This window comes from Aeromonas sp. 600774 (assembly GCF_049175075.1).
In the GTDB taxonomy this organism is placed as follows: Bacteria; Pseudomonadota; Gammaproteobacteria; order Enterobacterales; family Aeromonadaceae; genus Aeromonas; species Aeromonas veronii_A.
The window spans coordinates 129,309-147,858 of the sequence record NZ_JAAKUJ010000016.1; the positions used below are offsets into that span (position 1 = coordinate 129,309).

The following is an 18,550-nucleotide window of genomic DNA, read 5'->3' on the forward strand; positions in this document are numbered from 1 at the left end:
CATCCCTATGAAAACCATCGAGCTTGATGACGATCTCTACTTCTATATCGCCAGCCAGACCCGGCACATTGGTGAGAGTGCCTCCGATATCCTGCGCCGTCTGCTGGAACAGCCTGCTCACCAAGGTGTGCCGGTTGCCGAGCCCGTTGCCGTCGCGCAGCCCAGTGCGGTAGCCACCCGGCAAGGGCTGCAAGCCCTGCTTGATTCTGGCGAGCTGCAGCAGGAAGAGAAGTCTATCAACCGTTTCATGCAGGTGCTGAGTACCCTCTACCGGGATGATCCGGTCGGGTTTACCCAGGCCACCGAAATCAAGGGGCGCAAGCGCGTCTATTTCTCGCGGGATCCCGAGGCTCTGCGCGCCAGTGGCAGCACCACCAAGCCCAAGCCGGTACCGGAAACCCCGTTCTGGGTAATCACCAACACCAACACCAGTCGCAAGCAGAACATGGTGGCCCAGCTGATGAGCAGCATGGGTTACGGCGACGAGGTGATCGCGCAGGTGTGCGGCGCAATCTAACGGTTTTTCAAGACTCAGGCCTTGCCCGGCAAGGCCGCCATTACGCAAGGAAAACGCCATGGCTCAGCATTCCCACGCCGGTCAGCCGGCCCGTTTAAGCGACCTGACCAACATTCCCCGTCTGGTCAGCGCCTACTACCTCAACAAGCCGGACATGAGCCGCCCCGAGCAGCGAGTTGCCTTCGGTACCTCCGGCCACCGCGGCAGCGCCCTGCACAGTGCCTTTACCGAATCCCATATTCTGGCAGTGACCCAGGCCCTGGTGGAGTATCGCCAGCAGGCCGGTATCACTGGCCCGCTGTTTGTCGGCATGGATACTCACGCCCTGTCCGAATCTGCCTTTGCCAGCGCCGTCGAAGTGCTGGCCGCCAACGGCGTTGAAACCCGCATTCAGGCTGGCCTCGGTTTTACCCCGACCCCGGTCATCTCTCACGCCATCCTGCGCCACAATGCAGGCAAACCGGCTGCCCGTGCTGACGGCGTGGTGATCACTCCGTCCCACAACCCGCCGGAAGATGGTGGCTTCAAGTACAACCCGCCTCACGGTGGCCCCGCCGAAGGGGAGATCACCAAGTGGGTCGAGGACCGTGCCAACGCCATTCTGGAAGCGGGTCTGGCTGGCGTGAAACGGATGCCGTTCGCCGAGGCGCTCAAGAGCCCGTTCGTGGCCCTGCACGACTATGTCACCCCCTATGTGGATGATCTGAAGAACGTGTTGGACATGGACGCCATCAAGAACGCAGGCATCAAGATCGGTGTCGATCCGCTGGGCGGCTCCGGCGTCGCCTACTGGGACGTCATCGCCAAGACCTACGGCCTGAACATCGAGGTGGTGAACTACAAGGTCGACCCGACCTTCTCCTTCATGACCCTGGATAAAGACGGCAAGATCCGGATGGACTGCTCCAGCCCGTTCGCCATGGCCAGTCTGATCGCGCTCAAGGACAAGTTCGACATCGCCCTTGGCAACGACCCTGACTACGACCGTCACGGCATCGTTACCAAGTCCGGCCTGATGAACCCGAACCACTATCTGGCGGTGGCAATCCAGTATCTGTTTACCCATCGCACCGGCTGGTCTGCGGATGCGGCCGTCGGCAAGACGCTGGTCTCTTCCTCCATGATCGACCGGGTTGCCGGCGAGATTGGCCGCACCCTCAAAGAGGTGCCGGTCGGCTTCAAGTGGTTCGTGGATGGCCTCTACAGCGGCGAGTTCGGCTTTGGTGGCGAGGAGAGCGCGGGCGCCTCCTTCCTGCGCAAAGATGGCACCGTCTGGACCACTGACAAGGATGGCTTCATTCTGGCGCTGCTGGCGGCGGAAATTCTGGCGGTCACCGGCAAGGATCCGCAGGCTCATTACGACGCACTGGAAGCCAAGTTTGGCCGCTCCAGCTATCGTCGTATCGACGCACCGGCCAACAGTGCCCAGAAAGCGGTGCTCTCCAAGCTGGATCCGGCACTGGTGGAAGCCTCAACCCTGGCCGGTGAGCCCATCATCGCCAAGTTGACCAAGGCGCCGGGCAACGATGCCGCCATCGGCGGTCTCAAGGTGGTGACCGAGAACGGCTGGTTCGCGGCGCGCCCCTCCGGCACCGAGTCCATCTACAAGATCTATATGGAGAGCTTCAAGGGCGACGCGCACCTCGACCTCATCCAGCAAGAGGCCCAGCAGATCGTCTCTGCTGCGCTGGCCAAGGCAGGCGTCTAAATCAGGTAGCCATCCTTGAGCCCCTGATGAGGTGGAACGTTGGATATAACAAAGGAGCCATGATGGCTCCTTTTTCATTGTCTGTTTTATGCCAGCGAGTTATCAGCGCGCCGCCTTCACCGCCAGCCCCAGCTGCCACACCGCCATGGCGTAGTGAGTGCTGTGGTTGTATCGGGTGATGGTGTAGAAGTTGGGCAGACCGTACCAGTATTGGTAGCCGGTGCCGACATCGAGGCGCAGCAGGCTCGCTTCGTTGTGGTTGCCCAGGCTACTGGTGGGGGTGAGCCCTGCGCGGCGCAGGGTGGCGACCGGGTAGCGGGTCTGGAAGCCATGCTCATAGCCGGGCAGTTGGCCCTGACTGCGCACCGCCACCGGTTGCCCTTTCTCCCAGCCGTGGGCCTTGAAGTAGTTGGCGACGCTGCCGATGGCATCCACCGGATCCCACAGGTTGGTGTGGCCGTTGCCATCAAAGTCCACCGCATAGCGCTGGAAGCTGGAGGGCATAAACTGGCCGTAGCCCATGGCGCCCGCATAGGAGCCCTTGGGTTCGGTGGGATCCATCCCCTCATCGCGGGTCATCACCAGGAAGGCTTCCAATTCGCTCGTGAAGAATTCGGCGCGGCGCGGGTAATCAAACGCCAGGGTGGCCAGTGCATCCAGAATGCGGGTCTTGCCCATAACCCGGCCCCAGCGGGTCTCGACCCCGATAATGCCGACGATGATCTCCGGCGGCACCCCGTAGATCTGCTCCGCCCGGTTCAGCTCGCTTGCGTATTCACGCCAGAAGTTGACGCCGTTCTGTACGTTGTCGGGGGTGATGAACTTGGCGCGATAGCGGTTCCAGGCGCCGGTCGGGCCAGTGGGCTTGGGGGTGGTCGGTGCCTGGGCATCCATCAGGCGGATGATCCAGTCGTAACGCTCTGCCTGTGCCAGCACCCGATGCAGCTGGGCGTTGTCAAAACCGTGCTTCTCGACCATTTTCTGGACGAACCGGTCCACGTTGGGGCGATTGGCGAAGTCCCCCTTGCTAACCCCTTGTGTATAAACGGGTTTGCTGGATGGCGCCTGATTGATAAAGGCGCTCTTGGGTTGGGGGACGACCACGGGCTTTGGCGCGGGGGCGCTGCTGCAGCCACCGAGCAGGGGGAATAACGACAGAGTGAGAAGAGAGGCAAGGCGACGCATAGGGTTCTCAAAGAGACTGATAAAAGTGTCGTCATGGTAAAACAATGCCATCCCCGTGCAAGTGTTCCGTGCGCCTTGTTTGCCGCCAATTCATCGTGCGATGGATTAGCCCTTCTGTGAGGGCTGTGCTGTTTAGGGCTGGGGGGGACGCAGGGTGTGGTAGCCGCTCCAGAGTCGGGTCAGGGTGGTGATGGCGCAGAGCAGGGCAAAGCCGTAGGCGAGCGGGGCGAAGGCGGCGGGCCACAGGCACATCAGCACAAAGAGGGCGATGGTCTCGCTCCCCTCGGTGAGGCCGCCCAGATAGTAGAGGGATTTGTGGTGGTAGACCGGATTGTCGATGCCCCGCTTGCCCGCCATGATGGCAAACGCCAGAAAGCTCGAGCCGGTGCCCATAAAGGCAAACAGCAGGGTGGCGGCGGGCAGCGCATTGGCGGGGGCGGCGAGGGCAAAGCCCAGCACCACGGCGGCGTAGAAAATAAAGTCGAGGGTGATGTCGAGAAAGCCGCCGCAGTCGGTGATGCCGGTTTCCCGCGCCACGGCGCCATCGAGCCCGTCCAGCAGCCGGTTGAGCAGAATGGCTGCGAGCGCCCATTGATAGCAGCCAAAGGCCAGTAGCGGCAGCGCCAACATGCCGATGGCAAAGCCGGTGAGGCTCACCTGATTGGCACTGATCCCGGCGCGGCAGAGCGGTTTGGCAAGCTGGGTGAGGGGGCTGCGGATCACGGGGATCAGATGGCGATCAAACAAGGTGAACACTCCTCGGTTAACAGTGGCATTCGGTGAGGTTGAGTATGGTGCCCGGTGCGTCTTCCGCATCGTGGGTCACCAAGATGGCGGGGATGGCCAGCGCCTTGATCTGCGCGAACACCAGCTCGCGAAAGGCGGCCCGCAGCGGCTTGTCGAGGCGGGAGAAGGGCTCGTCCAGCAGCAGGGCGTCGGGTTCCGCCAACAGCGCCCGCAGCAGACTGACCCGCGCTCGCTGACCCCCTGACAACAGTTGTGGCAGCTTGTCAGCCTGATCCGCCAGTGCGACCTGTGCCAATGCGGTCAGCGCCTTTTCCCGCCGCGCACGTTTTCCCTTGATGATCGCAGGCATGCCGAACATCAGGTTCTCCGCCACTGTCAGATGGTCGAACAGCAGGTCATCCTGAAACAGCATGCCGATGCGCCGCGCTTGCGCAGGCAAGGTGTTGAGTGGCCGCTCGCCGAGCCTTATCTCCCCCTCCAGCCGGATCGGGCCATTTTCTGTCTGCGCGCTCGGTAGTACCCCGGCCAGCCCCGCCAGCAGGGAGCTTTTGCCGCAGCCGCTTGGCCCCATCAGGGTCAATACCTCGCCGGGGGCCACCTGCAGGGGGGGCAGCGAAAGCAGCAGATTTTCATCAAGGTAAAGTCGAAGAGGCGTGGTGCTCAGCATATGGCTGTTTCCATCGTGAGAGTTCATCGTGAGCCGCCCCCCTTGAGCGCCGGATTGATCCGCGCTGGCAGCCATAGCGCCAGCAGATAGATAACGAGCGGCAGCAGCAGTTGCAGCAGGCCGTAGAGCCCCGCCAGCCGCCGGTTGAGGCCGCTGCCGATGGCCACCGCTTCGGTGGTGATGGTGACCACTCTGCCAGCACCAAAGAGCAGGGTCGGCAGATACTGGGCCAAACTCACCGCCGCCCCGACGCTGAAGGCAAACAGCAGCGGGCGCGCCAGCAGCGGCGCTTTCACTTGCCACCAGGCTCGCCATGGCGTTGCCCCCAGCAGCAGGGCGCTCTGGGTGATCCGTGGATCGAACTGGCGATAGGGGCCGTGCAGACACAAATAGACATAGGGAAAGACAAACAGCAGCTGGCTCCAGAGCACCCAGCCCCAGCCAATGCCGCTGCTTATCGAGTCATGTGCAAGCCAGTCCAACCCGAGCCGGATACCAAACAGCAGGCTCGCCTGTGGCAGCAACAGCGGCAGGCAGATGAGCCAGAGCGGCCAGGGGCGGCGCCCGGCTTGCGCCTCCAGACTACACACCGCCATCATCAGTGCCAGCAAGCCGCTCACCAGCGCCAGCAGTACGCTGGTTGCCAGCAGTGGCAGCAGGGTTGGCAGCAGATCCAGCCAGTAATGACTGCGCCACTGGCTGGGCCAGAGGGCGGGAAAGGGCCAGCGGCGCGCCAGTGACCAGAGTAGCAGGGCCGCCAGCACCGCCAGATTGAGGGTGATCAGAGTGAGTGCAGAGCCTGCTGCGAGCCGGTTGGCAAAGGAGTGGGACGCAGCTCGTTTGCCATCGAGCCAGCAGCCTTTGCCCACCTCTTGATGAAGCCACTCCAGTAATCTGAGCATGGCGATCAGCAGCGCCGTGATAGCGAGCAGCAGCAGGGCGCCGCTGGCGGTGGCGCCGCGCCAGAGCAGATCCGGATCCTGATACCAAAGCCACAGCCGTACCGCCAGCGGGGCGGGGGTGTCAGGCCCGAGCAGCTGGGCGAGATCCACCACCGCCACTCCGTAGGCCGCCACCGCATAGATGGGCAGGCGCAGGGCAGGCCAGAGGGCGGGCAGCAGCAGGCGCCACCAGATCTGGGGGGCGCTGAAGCCAAGGCTTGTCCCCAGCCACTGCTGGCGTGCCAGCTGGATGGGTTGCTGCGCGGCCATCGCCATCAGCAGCAAAAAGGGGGTCTCCTTGAAAACGAGCAGTGCAATCAGCCCGAGCCCCCAAGGATCCCGAATGGTTTGCCAATCGGGGGGAAGATCAAACCCCGTTAGAGCTGGCGAGAGGAGCCGCAGCAGCCAGCCGGAGGGGGCGAGCAGAAAGGCAAAGCCGATGGCAAAGGCGACGTGGGGCATGGCCAGCATAGGCGAGAGCAGGCGACGGAGCAGCCCGAAAGCCCGGCTGTCGCTGTGGGCCAGCAGCAGGGCGGTCAACAGCAGGCTGCCAAGGGTCGAGGCGGCGCCAATCCACAGGCTCAGTGCTGCTGAGTGCCAAAGACCGGGTTGGGCGAGCAGCAAGGCGAGATGAGAGGCGGCCATCCCCTCCGCCAGCAGTTGCCACAGCCCCGCCAGCAATGGGATGACGAAGAGTGCCAGATAAATGACCGCCATCCCCGTACTCATAGTGGGGTGGCGTGTCAACTGGCGCCACGGTCGGGAGCGGGAAAGCGGGTGACCAGCGGCACTCATCAGTGACCGTAACGCTCGGCCCAGGCCGCTTCCAGCTTGAGCTGCCAGCTGGGGTGAGGCTCGGCCACCGCTTTGAAGCGCAGTGCCGGTTGCCCCTTGGCGGGGTCAGGCAGGGCACCGGCCCGCAGCACGCTGGGATCACCCCAGAAGGCCGGATTGGCCTTGCGCGCCTGCGCCGCCGGGCTCAGCAGGAAGTTGGCCACCACCTTGGCACCCGCACGGGCACTGGCGTTAAAGGGGATGGCGAGAAAATGGCTGTTGGTGAGCGCCCCTTTCTCCATGGCTACCGCTTCCACGCTGGGGGGCAGGGCGCCAATCTGGGCGGCGCTCTGCGCCTCCTGCGGATTGAAGCTGATGGCCATGGCCAGTTCGCCATCATCGAGTAACTGGCGGGTTTCGGCGGCGCTGGTGGGGAACAGTTTGCCCTTGCGCCAGAGTGCCGGATGCAGCTCATCGAGCCAGGCCCAGAGCGGGGCGGTGAGTTGGGTAAACTCGGTATCGGTCGCCTCCCGATAGAGGGGGGCGGGGTCTGGCGTCAACTCCAGCAGGATCTGCTTGAGAAAGCTGGAGCCATGGAACTGGGGCGGCTTGGGGTAGGTGAAGCGACCGGGATGGGCCTTGGCCCACGCCAGCAGGGCTGCTGCCGAGGTGGGCGCTCTGGCGACCTCTTCGGTGTCGACCATCAGATTGAGCTGGCCGATGCCCCAGGGGGCTTCCAGCCCTTCTACCGGCAGGGTGAAGTCCTCACTCACCGGCAGGCTGCTGTCGACCAGCGCCATGTTGGGTAGCTCGGCGGTAAAGGGAGCGCCAAGCAGCCCCTGCTCCTTGAGCGCCTTGAAGTTCTCGCCATTCACCCAGAGCAGATCGATGGGGCCGTTTACCTGTTTGCCCGCCTGCTTGTTGGCCAGCAACTGGCTGACGCTCTGGGCGATGTCATCCACCTTCACCTGCACCAGCTTGACCTGATAGTCGCGCGCCAGCTCCTGCCCGGCCCACACCAGATAGGCGTTGATCTCCGGGCTGCCGCCCCAGGCGTTGAAGTAGACGGTCTGTCCCCTCGCCTCCTCAAGGGTCTGTTGCCAGTTACCGTCTGGATTGGCCGCCAACAGCGAGCCGCTGGCCAGTAGTGGCAGGGCGCACAGCAGGGCGTTTAGCCGCTGTTTGAGCTGTGAGTTGAGTTGTGAGAATGGCTTGAGCATAAACGTTTCCCTGATTGTCAGGCGCCACGGCGCCAGCGGTGATAACGGGTCAGCAACGCCAGCACCCGGGTGGGCTGGTGGGCCCGTTTCCATTCACCCGCCACATATTTGTTCCCCTCCATCAGGGTGGGATAGGCGTGAATGGTGCCGAGGATCTTGCCAAGGCCGAGGCGGTGACGCATGGCGAGCACGAACTCGGCGATCCGTTCACCGGCGTGAGTGCCCACTATGGTGGCGCCAAGGATAGTATCCTTGCCCGGCACGGTCAGCACCTCGACAAAACCGTGGCGCTCCCCATCGGCGATGGCTCTGTCCAGCTCGGCCAGCTCGAAGCGGGTCGCCTCGAAGGGAATCCCCTGCGCCTCGGCTTCCTTGCGATTGAGGCCAACCCGGGCAATCTCCGGCGTGGTGTAGGTGGCCGCCGGAATGACCCGATAGTCGGCCCGAAAGCGCTTGAACTGACCAAACAGGGCATTGACCGCCGCATACCAGGCCTGATGGGCGGCGAAGTGGGTGAACTGGTAAGGGCCCGCTACGTCTCCTACCGCCAGTATGCTGGGGAAGTTGGTGGCAAGGAAGCCATCGACCGCTATGGTGCCGCGGGGGGCCAGCTCGACCCCCAACGCTTCGAGCCCGAAGCCGCTGACGTTGGCGACCCGACCCAGTGCCAGCAGCAGTTGATCCCCTTCAACCACTTGTGTCTCATCGCCCCGGCGCAGTTGCAGCCGGATGGGAAGATCCCTCTCGGCTGCGGGCAGATAGTCGGCTCGTTCGGCGCGCCAGCCGGTGAGTAGCCGCACGCCATCTCGGCTCATCTGCCCGGCCAGGGCGTCGGCTACCTCTCTCTCTTCGCGGGGCAGCAGTTGCTCCGAGAGTTCCACCAAGGTCACGGGAATGCCGAGCAGGGCGAAGCTCTGGGCCAGCTCGCAGCCGATAGGGCCACCGCCCAGCACCAGTAGGCGGCGCGGCGGGGTGCGCAGTTGCCAGAGGCTATCCGAGGTGAGGTAAGGCACCTGATCCAGCCCCGGCAGCTTGGGCACCAGCGGCCGGGCGCCGGTGGCGATAACGATATGGCGGCTGGCAAGGCGCTGGCCGTTAACCTCCACCTCCCAGGGAGAGACCAGCCGCGCCTCCCCTTCGATGCATTCCACTCCAAGCACCTGATAGCGCTCTATGGAGTCGTGGGGCTCGACCTCCTTGATAACCTCAGCCACCCGCTCCATCACGGCGGCAAAATCGGCGCGGGAGTGGCTTGGGCTAAAGCCCAGCTCGTCGGCTTTACGCTGCTCTGCGGCAAAGCGGGCGCTTCGGATCAATGCCTTGGAGGGGACACAGCCGCTATTGAGGCAATCGCCCCCCATCTTGTGTTTCTCGATGAGCGCCACCTTGGCCTTCACCGCTGCCGCGATATAGCTGGTGACCAGCCCACCTGCACCGGCACCGATCACCAGCAGGTTGTAGTCGTAGCGAGCGGGTTTGCGGTAGGGGGAGAGCAAGCGGCGCAGCGCGAGCTTGTCGGTCAATTTCTTGACCAGCCAGGGCATCAGCCCCAGCAGGGTCAACGCGACCATCAGGCCGGGGGAGAGGATATTGCCGGTGCTGGTTAACTGGCCAAGCTCGCTGCCCGCCAGCACATAGACGAAGGTGCCGGGCAGCATGCCAAGCTGGCTGACCCAGTAGTAGGTGCTGACTCTGATGGGGGTGAGCCCCATCAGCAGATTGACCAAAAAGAAGGGGAAGATGGGGATGAGGCGCAGGCTGAGCAGATAGAAGGCCCCCTCCTTCGCCATGCCGGACTGAAAGGTGGCCAGCTTGTCGCCAAAGCGCCGCTCGACCCAGTCGCGCAGCAGAAAGCGGGCGCTGAGAAAAGCCAGGGTTGCGCCTAGGGTGCTGGCGAAAGAGACCAGCAGTAGCCCCCAGCCGACGCCGAACACAGCGCTGCCACCCAGTGTGAGCAAGCTGGCGCCGGGTAGGGATAGGGCGGTGCTCAGCACATAGATAAGCACGAACAGCAGGCTGGCCGAGACAAAGTGGCCGTCGACCCATTGCGCCACTGCCGCCTGCTGGGCCTGCAAGGCGTCCAGAGTGAGGTAACGGCCAAGATCGAGGGCAAAAAAGGTGCCGATAAGGCTCCCCATCACCAGTGCAAGCAGCAGGCGGGTCCGGTTCATCAGGCGTCCTTGCTGTCTGGCTGGGCAGGGCGTTCCGGTTGCACCGGCAGCTGGCAGAAGCCCTGCGGGGCGATATCGAGGGCGGCGTTGAACTTGGCCGACATGTTCTGGAAGGCGATGAGGCCGGTCAGCTCCACCATGGCGTCGTCGTCAAACCAGGGCTTGAGGCGGGCGGCCTGCTCATCGCTGACCCCATCGAGGCCAGTCATCGCTTCGGTATAGTCGAGCACCGCTTTTTCCCGCTCGTCAAACAAGGGGCTTTCGCGCCAGTTGGCCAGCGCCTCCACTTTCTCGCTGGAACCGGCTCTCTTTACCAAGGTCATGGCGTTGATGTCGACGCAAAAACGGCACCAGTTGAGCTGGGAGACCCGCACCGTCACCAGCGAGCGCAGCACGGGATCTATGGGGGAGCGCTTGCGGTTGATGACGCCATAGAGGGTGGCGACGGCGGCAAAGAGGCGCGGCGAGCGGCCCCAGCACTTGCCCGGAATAAGCACCTGACCATAGTTGCGCTTTTGCAGCCAGAAAAAGGGGCGGATAAACCAGGCATATTCCCGGTCGGGTTTGACCTCAACGCGCATCAGTTACCTTCTTGTTGTTTCACACTTACGGTTTCAAATTGGGTTTGTAGGCCTGGCCGAGGCGCTCGTTCAGGCGGGTCAGGAAATCCTCGATCCGCGCCCGGTTGGTGCCCAGATCGCTTTGCCCCTGACGGGAGGCTGATCGCATATCGATGCGGGTCTCTTTGGGGCCAGCAAAGACCCGCAGCGCCACATCATCCTGAAAGCCGAACCAGCCGGTGGTGACCACTGCATCCAGACCGTCGGGGCTGGGTCGTACCTGCCAGCCCAGCTCCTGCATCAGCTCCTCAGCCTCAATAACCACCTCTTCGGGGGCGGTATGGGTAAAGAGAGGACCGGGTTTTGCCTCAACTGCTTTCAGCGGGGCGCTATTTATTGGCAGATCCTGCGCGGTTCTCAGCTCTGCCGCCCAGCGTAGCTGGGGGGGATTGTAGGGATCTGTGCTCACATCGTTGATCAGCGGCATGCGCAGCGCCTGTGCCACAAAGGTCAGCGGTAGCAGCAGTGGCAAGGCGCCAAGGCCGCTGGCGTAGCGGTTGCGGCTCCAGGGTAGGCGTACCAGCAAGATCAGGGAGACAAGGGCTCCGATGAGACAGATCGCAAAACCGATCCACCAGGGCCAGAGATGAAAGCGGCTGCCGAGGGCGCCAGCGAGCGGGAGTAACCAGGCCAGCAGGGGCCACAAGCAAGAGCGGGGCATAGCACGGGATCCATCGTCGAATGTGGACAATGCCGAGAAGGATAAACTTAATTGCCTGATAACGTTAGTAAATTGATGCGAGTTTGGCGTGGTTTTGGTCAGTTTTGCGAGGGGAATGCAGAGGTCGGTGAAGCCCGCCTGACGGGAGCTTCACCGAGAAAATGGTCAGTTGCGATGACTTAGTTGCGATAGAGCACTTTGATCAGATGGAAGCCGAACTTGGTGCGCACCGGCCCCAGCACCTTGAGCAGTTCACCCTTGAAGACGGCATCGTCGAAGGGCTTGACCATATCCCCTTTATTGAACTCCCCCAGATCGCCGCTGCGTTTTGCAGAAGCGCAGGTGGAGAAGCGCTTGGCCATCTGGCCGAAGTCGGCTCCCTTCTCGATCTTCTCCTTGATCTCCAGACACTGTTTTTCGGTCTTGACCAGAATGTGCTGGGCACAGGCTTTTTTCATCGGGGCGCTCCTGGGTGTGATGGCGAAGGTTGTTAACGCCAAGGGTGGTAGCAAATCGGGGCGCAAGAGTACCCCAATTTGCCACCGGCGTCAGCCATCACAGCCCGCCCTTTATCGGTCGTATTATTGGCGAGCGCGGGTGGCCAGCACGGCGCGGGGACGCGCTTGCCAGATGATCTCCAGCCCGAGCAGGGCGTAGAGGCTCCAGATGGCCAGCGGATTGAGCCACTCACCCCCCAGTTGCAGGGTCATCAGGGCGCAACCTGCCAGCAGCAAGGTGATGCCCGGCAGCCGCCAGTGGACGGGCAGGGGGGCCAGCAGCGCCATCGCCAGCAGAATGCCGAGGCCAAACGGCAGGTTCAGGGCGGTAAAGGCCAGCGCCTGCTGGCCACTCATGCCGGTCAGCAGGGCCAGCAGGGCGCTGCAACAGGCGAGAAAGGTGATGAACTCGAGACGATCGGCAATATAGTCAGCCATCTGTTCGCTACGTGCATGCATGATGTGTCTCCTTCAGTTGATGGTTCAAGTGTGAGGGAGGGACGTTCGCAAAGGCAGCGGGATAATTCGATTGTGCTGAACGAGCAATTCTTAATCACCCGCTACGGCGGGCTTTAGGGTGTGCCGGGTCTGTTAAACGGTGAGGGTGGGGCGATGCCGACAAACTCTGTCGTGGTGGGTTTCTGGTGGTAAAGAGAGGGGGAGAGGTGACAAATGGTGCCTGACGACGAAGTGAACCTTGTTCAGGGCAGGTCAATTCGCCCTCATCGGGAAAGCGGGCGGCGTCATTGTCAGCAAAATGTGTGATTTGTGGTCAACCTCTTAAAAGATATGGTGAATTTGCCAATGGTGCCGCGCTGTCGCTGGCCGATGCCTATGTTAGGATAAGGTTCGCCATTTTTCTGGCGCGCATTTTTGTGTCACGGCCATGCTCGGCATGGCGTGCTGCGCCGCATTCGGGGTTGGCCCGAAAGGGCGCTGTTTTCCTTCACCACAGATTCAGGAATATTGACCTTTGACAGGATGCATTTCATCCCTGCTGGCAGGGCGTTCACTGTCCGGCCCTGCGTTTCGCCGCGGCCTGCGGGTACTGGGGGTGGGCCTGTTGCTGTCGCTGCTGGCTTCGCCCGCGTTTGCCGCCAAGCTCACCTATCAGGTCAAGGGGTTGAAAGGGGAGAACAAGGATAACGTTGAAGCCTACCTCAATGCCCTGCCGGTCTATCAGGAGCGGCAATACCGCCCGGCTCGAGCCAAAATCACCGAGAGCGTGCAAAAGGCGCTGCAGGTTTATGGCTACTACCAGCCGAAAATCACCCTGAGTCGCGACAAGAAAACCCCGTCCAAAGTGGTGATTGAGGTAGATAAAGGGGAGCCGGTCATCGTCTCCCGCCTCGATATTCTGCTGGAGGGGGATGCGGGTAGCGACGAGCTCTACAGCGCCCTGCTGGACAAGTTGCCCCTCAAAGAGGGGGATCCCCTCAATCATGCCAAATATGAATCCATCAAGGCGGATCTCGGCAGCCTCGGGCTGGCTCGCGGTTACTTTGATGCCAAGCTGAGCAAGAGTCAGGTCAAGGTGTTCCCGGACAAGGGGACGGCGGAGATATTCATTCTGTTCGAATCGGGCCATCGCTACCGTTTCGGCGAGATCCGCTACGATGCCACCCCCGAGGCACTCCACCTTATTCGCCCGCTTATCAACATCAAGAGCGGTGACCCCTATCTTGCCATCCGTCTGGCCGAGATGTCGCAGGATGTCTCCTCCACCAAGCTGTTCCGTCAGGTCGATATCAAGCCGGTATTGAGCGAGGCGAGCAACTATCGGGTGCCCATCGCGGTGACGCTGGATAACCGGGTCGATCACGAAATCGAGACCGGTATCGGTTACGCCACCGACGTAGGCCCGCGGATGAGTGCCACCTGGGAGAAGCCTTGGGTCAACCGCTATGGTCACCGTCTGTTTGCCACCGCCAAGGTCTCCCAACCGGAGGCAGAGCTCAGCTTCGACTACCAGATCCCGGTGGGCAACCCGCTGCGGGACTACTACTCCATCCAGACCGGTTACCAGTACAAGGACAACAACGATACCCGCTCCGATCTCACTACCATCGGTGTGCACCGCTGGACGCGACGGCCGGAGAGCTGGGATCGGGACGTCTTTATCCGGTTGGAGAACGAGATCTATACCCAGGGCGCCGACGAGGGGAACAGCTTGCTGCTGATCCCGGGAGTCTCCTGGTCTCGGCTGCGGGTGCGCGGCACCCTGGTGCCCGACTGGGGGGATCGTCAGCAGTTGACGCTGGAGTTCTCCGACCCCAGATGGGGCTCCGACATCAGCTTTATGCGGGTGTGGGGGCGCAGCAAGTGGCTGCGTACCCTCGGCGATAACCACAGATTCCTGATGCGTGCCGAGCAGGGGGCCATCATAGGTGACAGCTTTTCTCTGGTGCCGCCGTCCTTGCGCTTCTTTACTGGTGGTGATCAGACGGTGCGCGGCTTTGGATACGAGAGCATCTCCCCCACCGGGCCGGATGGCAAGCTGACCGGTGGCCGCTACACCAGCGTGGCCAGTCTGGAATACAACTACCGCTTCAGCGAGAAGTGGCTGGGGGCCATGTTTGTGGATGGCGGCACCTCCACCACCGATTACAGCGAGCCCTGGAAAATAGGTACCGGCGTCGGTGTGCGCTGGGTCACCCCCATCGGCCAGGTCAGGCTGGATCTGGCGGTCGGGGTATCGGAGGAGGACAAGCCCTTGCGGCTGCATTTCGCATTGGGGCCTGAATTATGATGTTGTCTAAACGCTTTTTTCTTTGGCCGCTGCGGCTGTATCTTGCGCGGGGGTCTGCATTGTGATCTGGCTAAAACGTATTTTTCTCTGGCTTATGGGGCTGGTGTTCCTGCTGCTCATCGGCGTCAGCCTGCTGGGCTTTACCCATCAGGGCAACAAGTGGTTGTGGCAACAGGCCAAGGGAGCGCTTCCTTCCCTCAAGGGGGAGCTGGTGGCCGGTCAGCTTGGCTATGGCTGGACTCTGGAAGGGGCCGGCTGGCAGGATGAGCTGGTGGATGTCACGGTGGATCGCGCCGTGCTCGACTGGGATCTGGGCAAGTTGCTGCAGGGCAAGCTCTGGATAAAATCCCTGGCGGTGACCCATCCGGTGGTCAAGGTAGCCGACTCCGAGCCTGCTCCGGAAGAGCCTTCCGAACCCTTTGTCTGGCGCCCGCTGCCACTCAAGATCCAGGTCGATAGCCTCAAGGTGGTCGATCTCGATCTGGCTGTGCCCGGTGTGGCCGTGACGCTGGGGTCGCTTGATATCGGCGCCACCCTCAACCGCAAGGGGCTGATTGTACGCGGCCCGGTGCTCGATAACCTGAAGGTGACGCTGGACGACGCGGCACCCGCCAGCACAGCCAATTCCGCCAAGCAGCCGGCCGCTTACGAGAAGCAAGCCGTGACTGCGGTTGCTCGTACCGACAAGGCCAGCGCCAAGACCGTCAAACAGGGCAAAGGGACGCCTGCTGCGAACACGGCAAAGGCAGCCCCCATTCTCCTGCCCGCCATTCATCTTCCTTTCCCCATCCAGCTGGAAGGGGTCAGCGCGACTCGCGTGAAATATAAGCAGGGCGAGCTGATCGAAGGGCTCGACAAGCTGCTGCTGTCGGCCACCGCTGCCGACGATCGCATCGAGGTGCGCGAGCTTTCGCTGCGCCACGCCATGGCCGATCTGGCGCTCAAGGGACACATCCAGCTCAGTGATGACTATCCGCTGGCGGTGACGCTGGATGCCAAGGCTCGCAAAGGGCTGCTAGATGGCGAGCTGCAAGGGGAGCAGGCCACGCTGGCGCTGAGCGGTTCGGTCGGCAAGCTGGGGCTGGCGTTGTCGGCAAAGGGGCCGATTGCAGCCAATCTCAAGGGCTCGCTGGCCGCCCTCGACCCGGATCTCCCTTTTGATGTGGCCCTCGACTGGAAGAGCCTCGGCTGGCCTCTTCACAAGCCTGCCAAAGATGAGCCGAGCTATCGGCTGGACAAGGGGAGCCTGACTGCCAAGGGCAAGCTCTCCGGCTATCAATTTGCCCTCAATACCTCCGGCAAGGGGACCGATGTTCCCCCTTTCAAGCTTGCGCTGGACGGGAAGGGGGATCTGGAGCGGCTCAGCAAGATCGCCTTGCAGCTCAACGCCCTCAAGGGGGAGCTCAAGCTCGATGGCAAACTCGCCTGGAACAAGGGGATCGAGTGGCAGGGAACCACCCTGTTCAAGGGGATCAATCCGGCCGAGCTGCTGCCCGAGCTGAAAGGGACGCTGGCCGGTGACCTGGAGAGCCGTTTCGTGATGAACGAAGCGGGCCACTGGGAGCTGAAACTGCCCAAGCTCAAGGTGGATGGCAAACTCAACCAGTACCCGCTGGCCCTCAAGGGGGAGCTTAGCGGCAACGACAAGATGGAGTGGCTGATCCCGGCGCTCTCGCTGCAAAGTGGCCCCAACCAGTTGCAGGCCAAGGGCAGTATCAGCAGCGCCCAGTGGAAGCTCGATGCCAACCTGCAGGCTCCCCAGCTGGGGGGCATCTATCCTGGCCTGAAAGGGGATATCAAGGGACAGGTGAAGGTCAGTGGCAATCAGCAGACGCCAAAAATCGATGCGGATCTCGCCTCCGAGCGGCTCTACTATGCCGGCACCGACCTGAAGGGCATTAGTCTCAAGGGCAATGCGGTGATCGGCGCCAAACCGGCCGGTGAGCTCGCGTTGTTGGTGGCGCAGCTGAAACAGGGTGAGACCAAGCTCAGCCAGCTGGCCCTGAACCTCAGCGGCGATATCAGTCAGCATCTGTTGACCCTGACCATGAAGGGTGACCCTGTTGCGGCCAACCTCAAACTGGGTGGCGGCGTGCGGGGGGATCACTGGCGCGGGGCGCTCTCCGAGTTGCAGTTGAAAACCCCGCTGCGCCGTTGGGACTTGAGCTCCCCCTGGGCACTGGATCTCGATCTGCCGCGTCAGCGGCTGGCGATGGGGGATCTCTGCCTCGGCTCCCAGGGGGCCAGCCTCTGCGTCAAGGGGAGTCAGGTTTCCGCTGCACAGGGGACTCTGGAGTTTGCCCTGAGCGAGTTTGATCTCAAGCGGCTGCGCCCCTGGTTGCCGGACAACTTCCGCTGGCAAGCGATGCTCTCGGCCGATGGCCGTGCCAGCTGGCGTGGCAATCAGCCGACCCTGCATGCGGTGGTGCGCACCACGCCGGGCACTTTTGTGGCAGATGGCCTCAAGACCGACTATCAGCAGCTGGCTCTGGCCCTTGATTTCGAGCGGCAGCAGGCGGCCATTCGCCTCGATTTTGCCTCCAAGCAGATCGGCAATATTGATACCGATCTGCTGATCAGGGAGCCTGCCGGTCGCGGTCTGCTCGGCGGTCAGCTCAAGTTTGACGATCTCAAGCTCAATACCTTTGCGCCGCTCATCCCTGAGGTGCGCTCCCTGCAAGGGATCATCTCCGCCGATGCCCGTTTCGACGGCACCCTGGCGGCGCCCCTGCTGTTTGGCCAGCTCAACCTGCGTGACGGTGAAGTGCAGACCCACTCTGACATGGTGACCCTGACCAAGCTGGTGACCCGCCTCAAGATCGAGGGCAACCGCGCCGAGCTCGATGGCTCCATGCTGGTGGGCAAGGGGCCGCTGGCGTTGGGCGGCTGGCTCAGCTGGGCCAAGATGCCGGTCAGCGGCAGCCTCACCATTCAGGGCAAGGATCTGGAGGCACAATATCCGGGCATGGGCCGGGTCAGAGTCTCGCCCGATATCGCGGTGTCGCTGGGTGAGGAGACCCGGATTACCGGTCAGGTGGATATTCCCTGGGCGCGCATTCTGGTCAAGAGTCTGCCGGATTCGGCGGTGGCGGTCTCCGATGATGTGACCGTGGTCTATGACGATTTGCCCCCTGCTCCCAAGCAGGCAAGTCTGCCGCTGGCGATGAAGGTGGCGATCCGCCTTGGCAACGATGTGAAGCTCGATGCCATGGGACTGAAGACCGATGTCTCCGGCGGTCTCAATATCCGTCAGGACCCCGAGAAACCGCTGGCAGGCAACGGCCAGCTGGTGCTGACCAACGGCCGCTTCAAGGCTTACGGTCAGAACCTTATCATCAAGGAGGGGCGGATCCTCTTCTCCGGTCCGCTGGATCGGCCGTTCCTCAACATCGAAGCCAACCGGGATCCCGATACCATCGAGGGTCAGGTGACGGTCGGGGTGCGGGTGACAGGCCCTGCCAGCAAGCCTGAGATCACTGTCTACTCCGAACCGCAGATGGCGCAGTCGGAACAGCTCTCCTATCTGCTGCGCGGCAAAGGGTTGCAGACCGGCGGTGAGGATGGCGGTTTCAACGGCCTGCTGGTAGCCGGAGCGGTGAGTCAGGCCAACGGCGTGGTGTCGAGCATCGGCGAGTCGCTGGGTATGAGCGATGTCTCCCTCGATACGGCGGGCAGTGGTGACAACACCCAGGTGACGCTGTCGGCCTATCTGCTGCCGGGTTTGCAGTTCCAGTACGGGGTTGGGGTCTTCAGTCCCATCGCCGAATTCAAGCTGCGCTACGAGGTATTGCCACGGCTCTATCTACAGGCGATGAGCGGAGTGGCTCAGGCGGTTGATATCTTCTATCGCTTTACCCTGTAACGCGTCACTCTGTAGCAAGGCAGAGATGAGAGTAAAACGGGAGGCACAGGCCTCCCGTTTTTATTGCGTGATTGGCAGCAGGCCACGGCTATAAGGCACTGGAGGGAAGAGAAATAGCAGATGGGGCAGGCCAGATATGCGAAAACCCGGCGCCAGGCCGGGTTTTCTGAATGATGGTGGAGGGAGAAGGATTCGAACCTTCGAAGGCAGAGCCGTCAGATTTACAGTCTG

14 protein-coding genes are annotated in these 18,550 nt (G+C 62.2%); 4 read left to right on the top strand and 10 right to left on the bottom strand.

All coding sequences use genetic code 11. From position 1 onward, the window contains the following. Nucleotides 1-7 precede the first annotated feature (7 nt). Both seqA and pgm read left to right on the top strand, forming a co-directional pair. Nucleotides 8-517, top strand: a complete 510-nt coding sequence (seqA, locus tag G5171_RS17605) for a replication initiation negative regulator SeqA (RefSeq protein ID WP_421208099.1) — start codon at nucleotides 8-10, stop codon at nucleotides 515-517. 58 nt (nucleotides 518-575) lie between these two features. Then, nucleotides 576-2,225: a phosphoglucomutase (alpha-D-glucose-1,6-bisphosphate-dependent) gene (gene pgm / locus G5171_RS17610; RefSeq protein ID WP_106843191.1), complete on the top strand. Its 1,650-nt coding sequence runs from the start codon at nucleotides 576-578 to the stop codon at nucleotides 2,223-2,225. A gap of 102 nt (nucleotides 2,226-2,327) precedes the next feature. On the opposite strand, the gene mltB is transcribed toward pgm, so the two are convergent. From mltB to G5171_RS17660, 10 genes are all read right to left on the bottom strand, one after another. Further along, entirely contained in the window at nucleotides 2,328-3,410 is a 1,083-nt protein-coding gene (mltB, locus tag G5171_RS17615) for a lytic murein transglycosylase B (RefSeq protein WP_421244633.1), read from the bottom strand. Nucleotides 3,411-3,542: 132 nt separating this feature from the next. After that, nucleotides 3,543-4,157: a CDP-alcohol phosphatidyltransferase family protein gene (locus G5171_RS17620; RefSeq protein WP_042010154.1), complete on the bottom strand. Its 615-nt coding sequence runs from the start codon at nucleotides 4,155-4,157 to the stop codon at nucleotides 3,543-3,545. A gap of 16 nt (nucleotides 4,158-4,173) precedes the next feature. Further along, a complete protein-coding gene (locus G5171_RS17625) occupies nucleotides 4,174-4,824 on the bottom strand; it encodes an ATP-binding cassette domain-containing protein (protein ID WP_227340868.1) in 651 nt (216 codons plus the stop codon). A gap of 23 nt (nucleotides 4,825-4,847) precedes the next feature. Continuing rightward, a complete protein-coding gene (locus G5171_RS17630; protein WP_421244634.1) occupies nucleotides 4,848-6,482 on the bottom strand; it encodes an ABC transporter permease in 1,635 nt (544 codons plus the stop codon). 77 nt (nucleotides 6,483-6,559) lie between these two features. Continuing rightward, complete coding sequence (locus G5171_RS17635; RefSeq protein WP_421260506.1) at nucleotides 6,560-7,759, bottom strand: ABC transporter substrate-binding protein; 1,200 nt, start codon at nucleotides 7,757-7,759, stop codon at nucleotides 6,560-6,562. A gap of 17 nt (nucleotides 7,760-7,776) precedes the next feature. Beyond that, a complete protein-coding gene (locus tag G5171_RS17640) occupies nucleotides 7,777-9,930 on the bottom strand; it encodes an FAD-dependent oxidoreductase (protein WP_421260507.1) in 2,154 nt (717 codons plus the stop codon). Then, the gene (locus G5171_RS17645) at nucleotides 9,930-10,511 is read right to left on the bottom strand and encodes a carboxymuconolactone decarboxylase family protein (RefSeq protein ID WP_021231092.1); all 582 of its coding nucleotides are present in this window, start codon (nucleotides 10,509-10,511) and stop codon (nucleotides 9,930-9,932) included. Before G5171_RS17645 ends, G5171_RS17640 begins: the two co-directional genes overlap by 1 nt. Nucleotides 10,512-10,536: 25 nt before the next feature. Further along, nucleotides 10,537-11,211: a DUF1499 domain-containing protein gene (locus tag G5171_RS17650; RefSeq protein WP_216977405.1), complete on the bottom strand. Its 675-nt coding sequence runs from the start codon at nucleotides 11,209-11,211 to the stop codon at nucleotides 10,537-10,539. A gap of 179 nt (nucleotides 11,212-11,390) precedes the next feature. Continuing rightward, nucleotides 11,391-11,669, bottom strand: coding sequence for a peptidylprolyl isomerase (locus tag G5171_RS17655; protein ID WP_005334269.1), 279 nt, complete (start codon nucleotides 11,667-11,669; stop codon nucleotides 11,391-11,393). Nucleotides 11,670-11,792: 123 nt separating this feature from the next. After that, a complete protein-coding gene (locus G5171_RS17660; RefSeq protein WP_043818464.1) occupies nucleotides 11,793-12,167 on the bottom strand; it encodes a hypothetical protein in 375 nt (124 codons plus the stop codon). Nucleotides 12,168-12,681: 514 nt separating this feature from the next. On the opposite strand from G5171_RS17660, the gene G5171_RS17665 reads away from it, so the two are divergent. Continuing rightward, nucleotides 12,682-14,457: an autotransporter assembly complex protein TamA gene (locus tag G5171_RS17665; protein WP_421260508.1), complete on the top strand. Its 1,776-nt coding sequence runs from the start codon at nucleotides 12,682-12,684 to the stop codon at nucleotides 14,455-14,457. Between the two features lie 61 nt (nucleotides 14,458-14,518). Continuing rightward, nucleotides 14,519-18,319: a translocation/assembly module TamB domain-containing protein gene (locus G5171_RS17670; protein ID WP_421260509.1), complete on the top strand. Its 3,801-nt coding sequence runs from the start codon at nucleotides 14,519-14,521 to the stop codon at nucleotides 18,317-18,319. Nucleotides 18,320-18,550: the final 231 nt, after the last annotated feature.

Excerpts from the sequence above, each read along its gene's own strand:
- G5171_RS17645 (WP_021231092.1), bottom strand. The coding sequence starts at position 10,511 with ATGCGCGTTGAGGTCAAACCCGACCGGGAATATGCCTGGTTTATCCGC.
- mltB (WP_421244633.1), bottom strand. The coding sequence starts at position 3,410 with ATGCGTCGCCTTGCCTCTCTTCTCACTCTGTCGTTATTCCCCCTGCTC.
- G5171_RS17650 (WP_216977405.1), bottom strand. The coding sequence starts at position 11,211 with ATGCCCCGCTCTTGCTTGTGGCCCCTGCTGGCCTGGTTACTCCCGCTC.
- pgm (WP_106843191.1), top strand. The coding sequence starts at position 576 with ATGGCTCAGCATTCCCACGCCGGTCAGCCGGCCCGTTTAAGCGACCTG.
- G5171_RS17625 (WP_227340868.1), bottom strand. The coding sequence starts at position 4,824 with ATGCTGAGCACCACGCCTCTTCGACTTTACCTTGATGAAAATCTGCTG.
- G5171_RS17635 (WP_421260506.1), bottom strand. The coding sequence starts at position 7,759 with ATGCTCAAGCCATTCTCACAACTCAACTCACAGCTCAAACAGCGGCTA.
- G5171_RS17655 (WP_005334269.1), bottom strand. The coding sequence starts at position 11,669 with ATGAAAAAAGCCTGTGCCCAGCACATTCTGGTCAAGACCGAAAAACAG.
- seqA (WP_421208099.1), top strand. The coding sequence starts at position 8 with ATGAAAACCATCGAGCTTGATGACGATCTCTACTTCTATATCGCCAGC.
- G5171_RS17630 (WP_421244634.1), bottom strand. The coding sequence starts at position 6,482 with ATGGCGGTCATTTATCTGGCACTCTTCGTCATCCCATTGCTGGCGGGG.
- G5171_RS17660 (WP_043818464.1), bottom strand. The coding sequence starts at position 12,167 with ATGCATGCACGTAGCGAACAGATGGCTGACTATATTGCCGATCGTCTC.
- G5171_RS17640 (WP_421260507.1), bottom strand. The coding sequence starts at position 9,930 with ATGAACCGGACCCGCCTGCTGCTTGCACTGGTGATGGGGAGCCTTATC.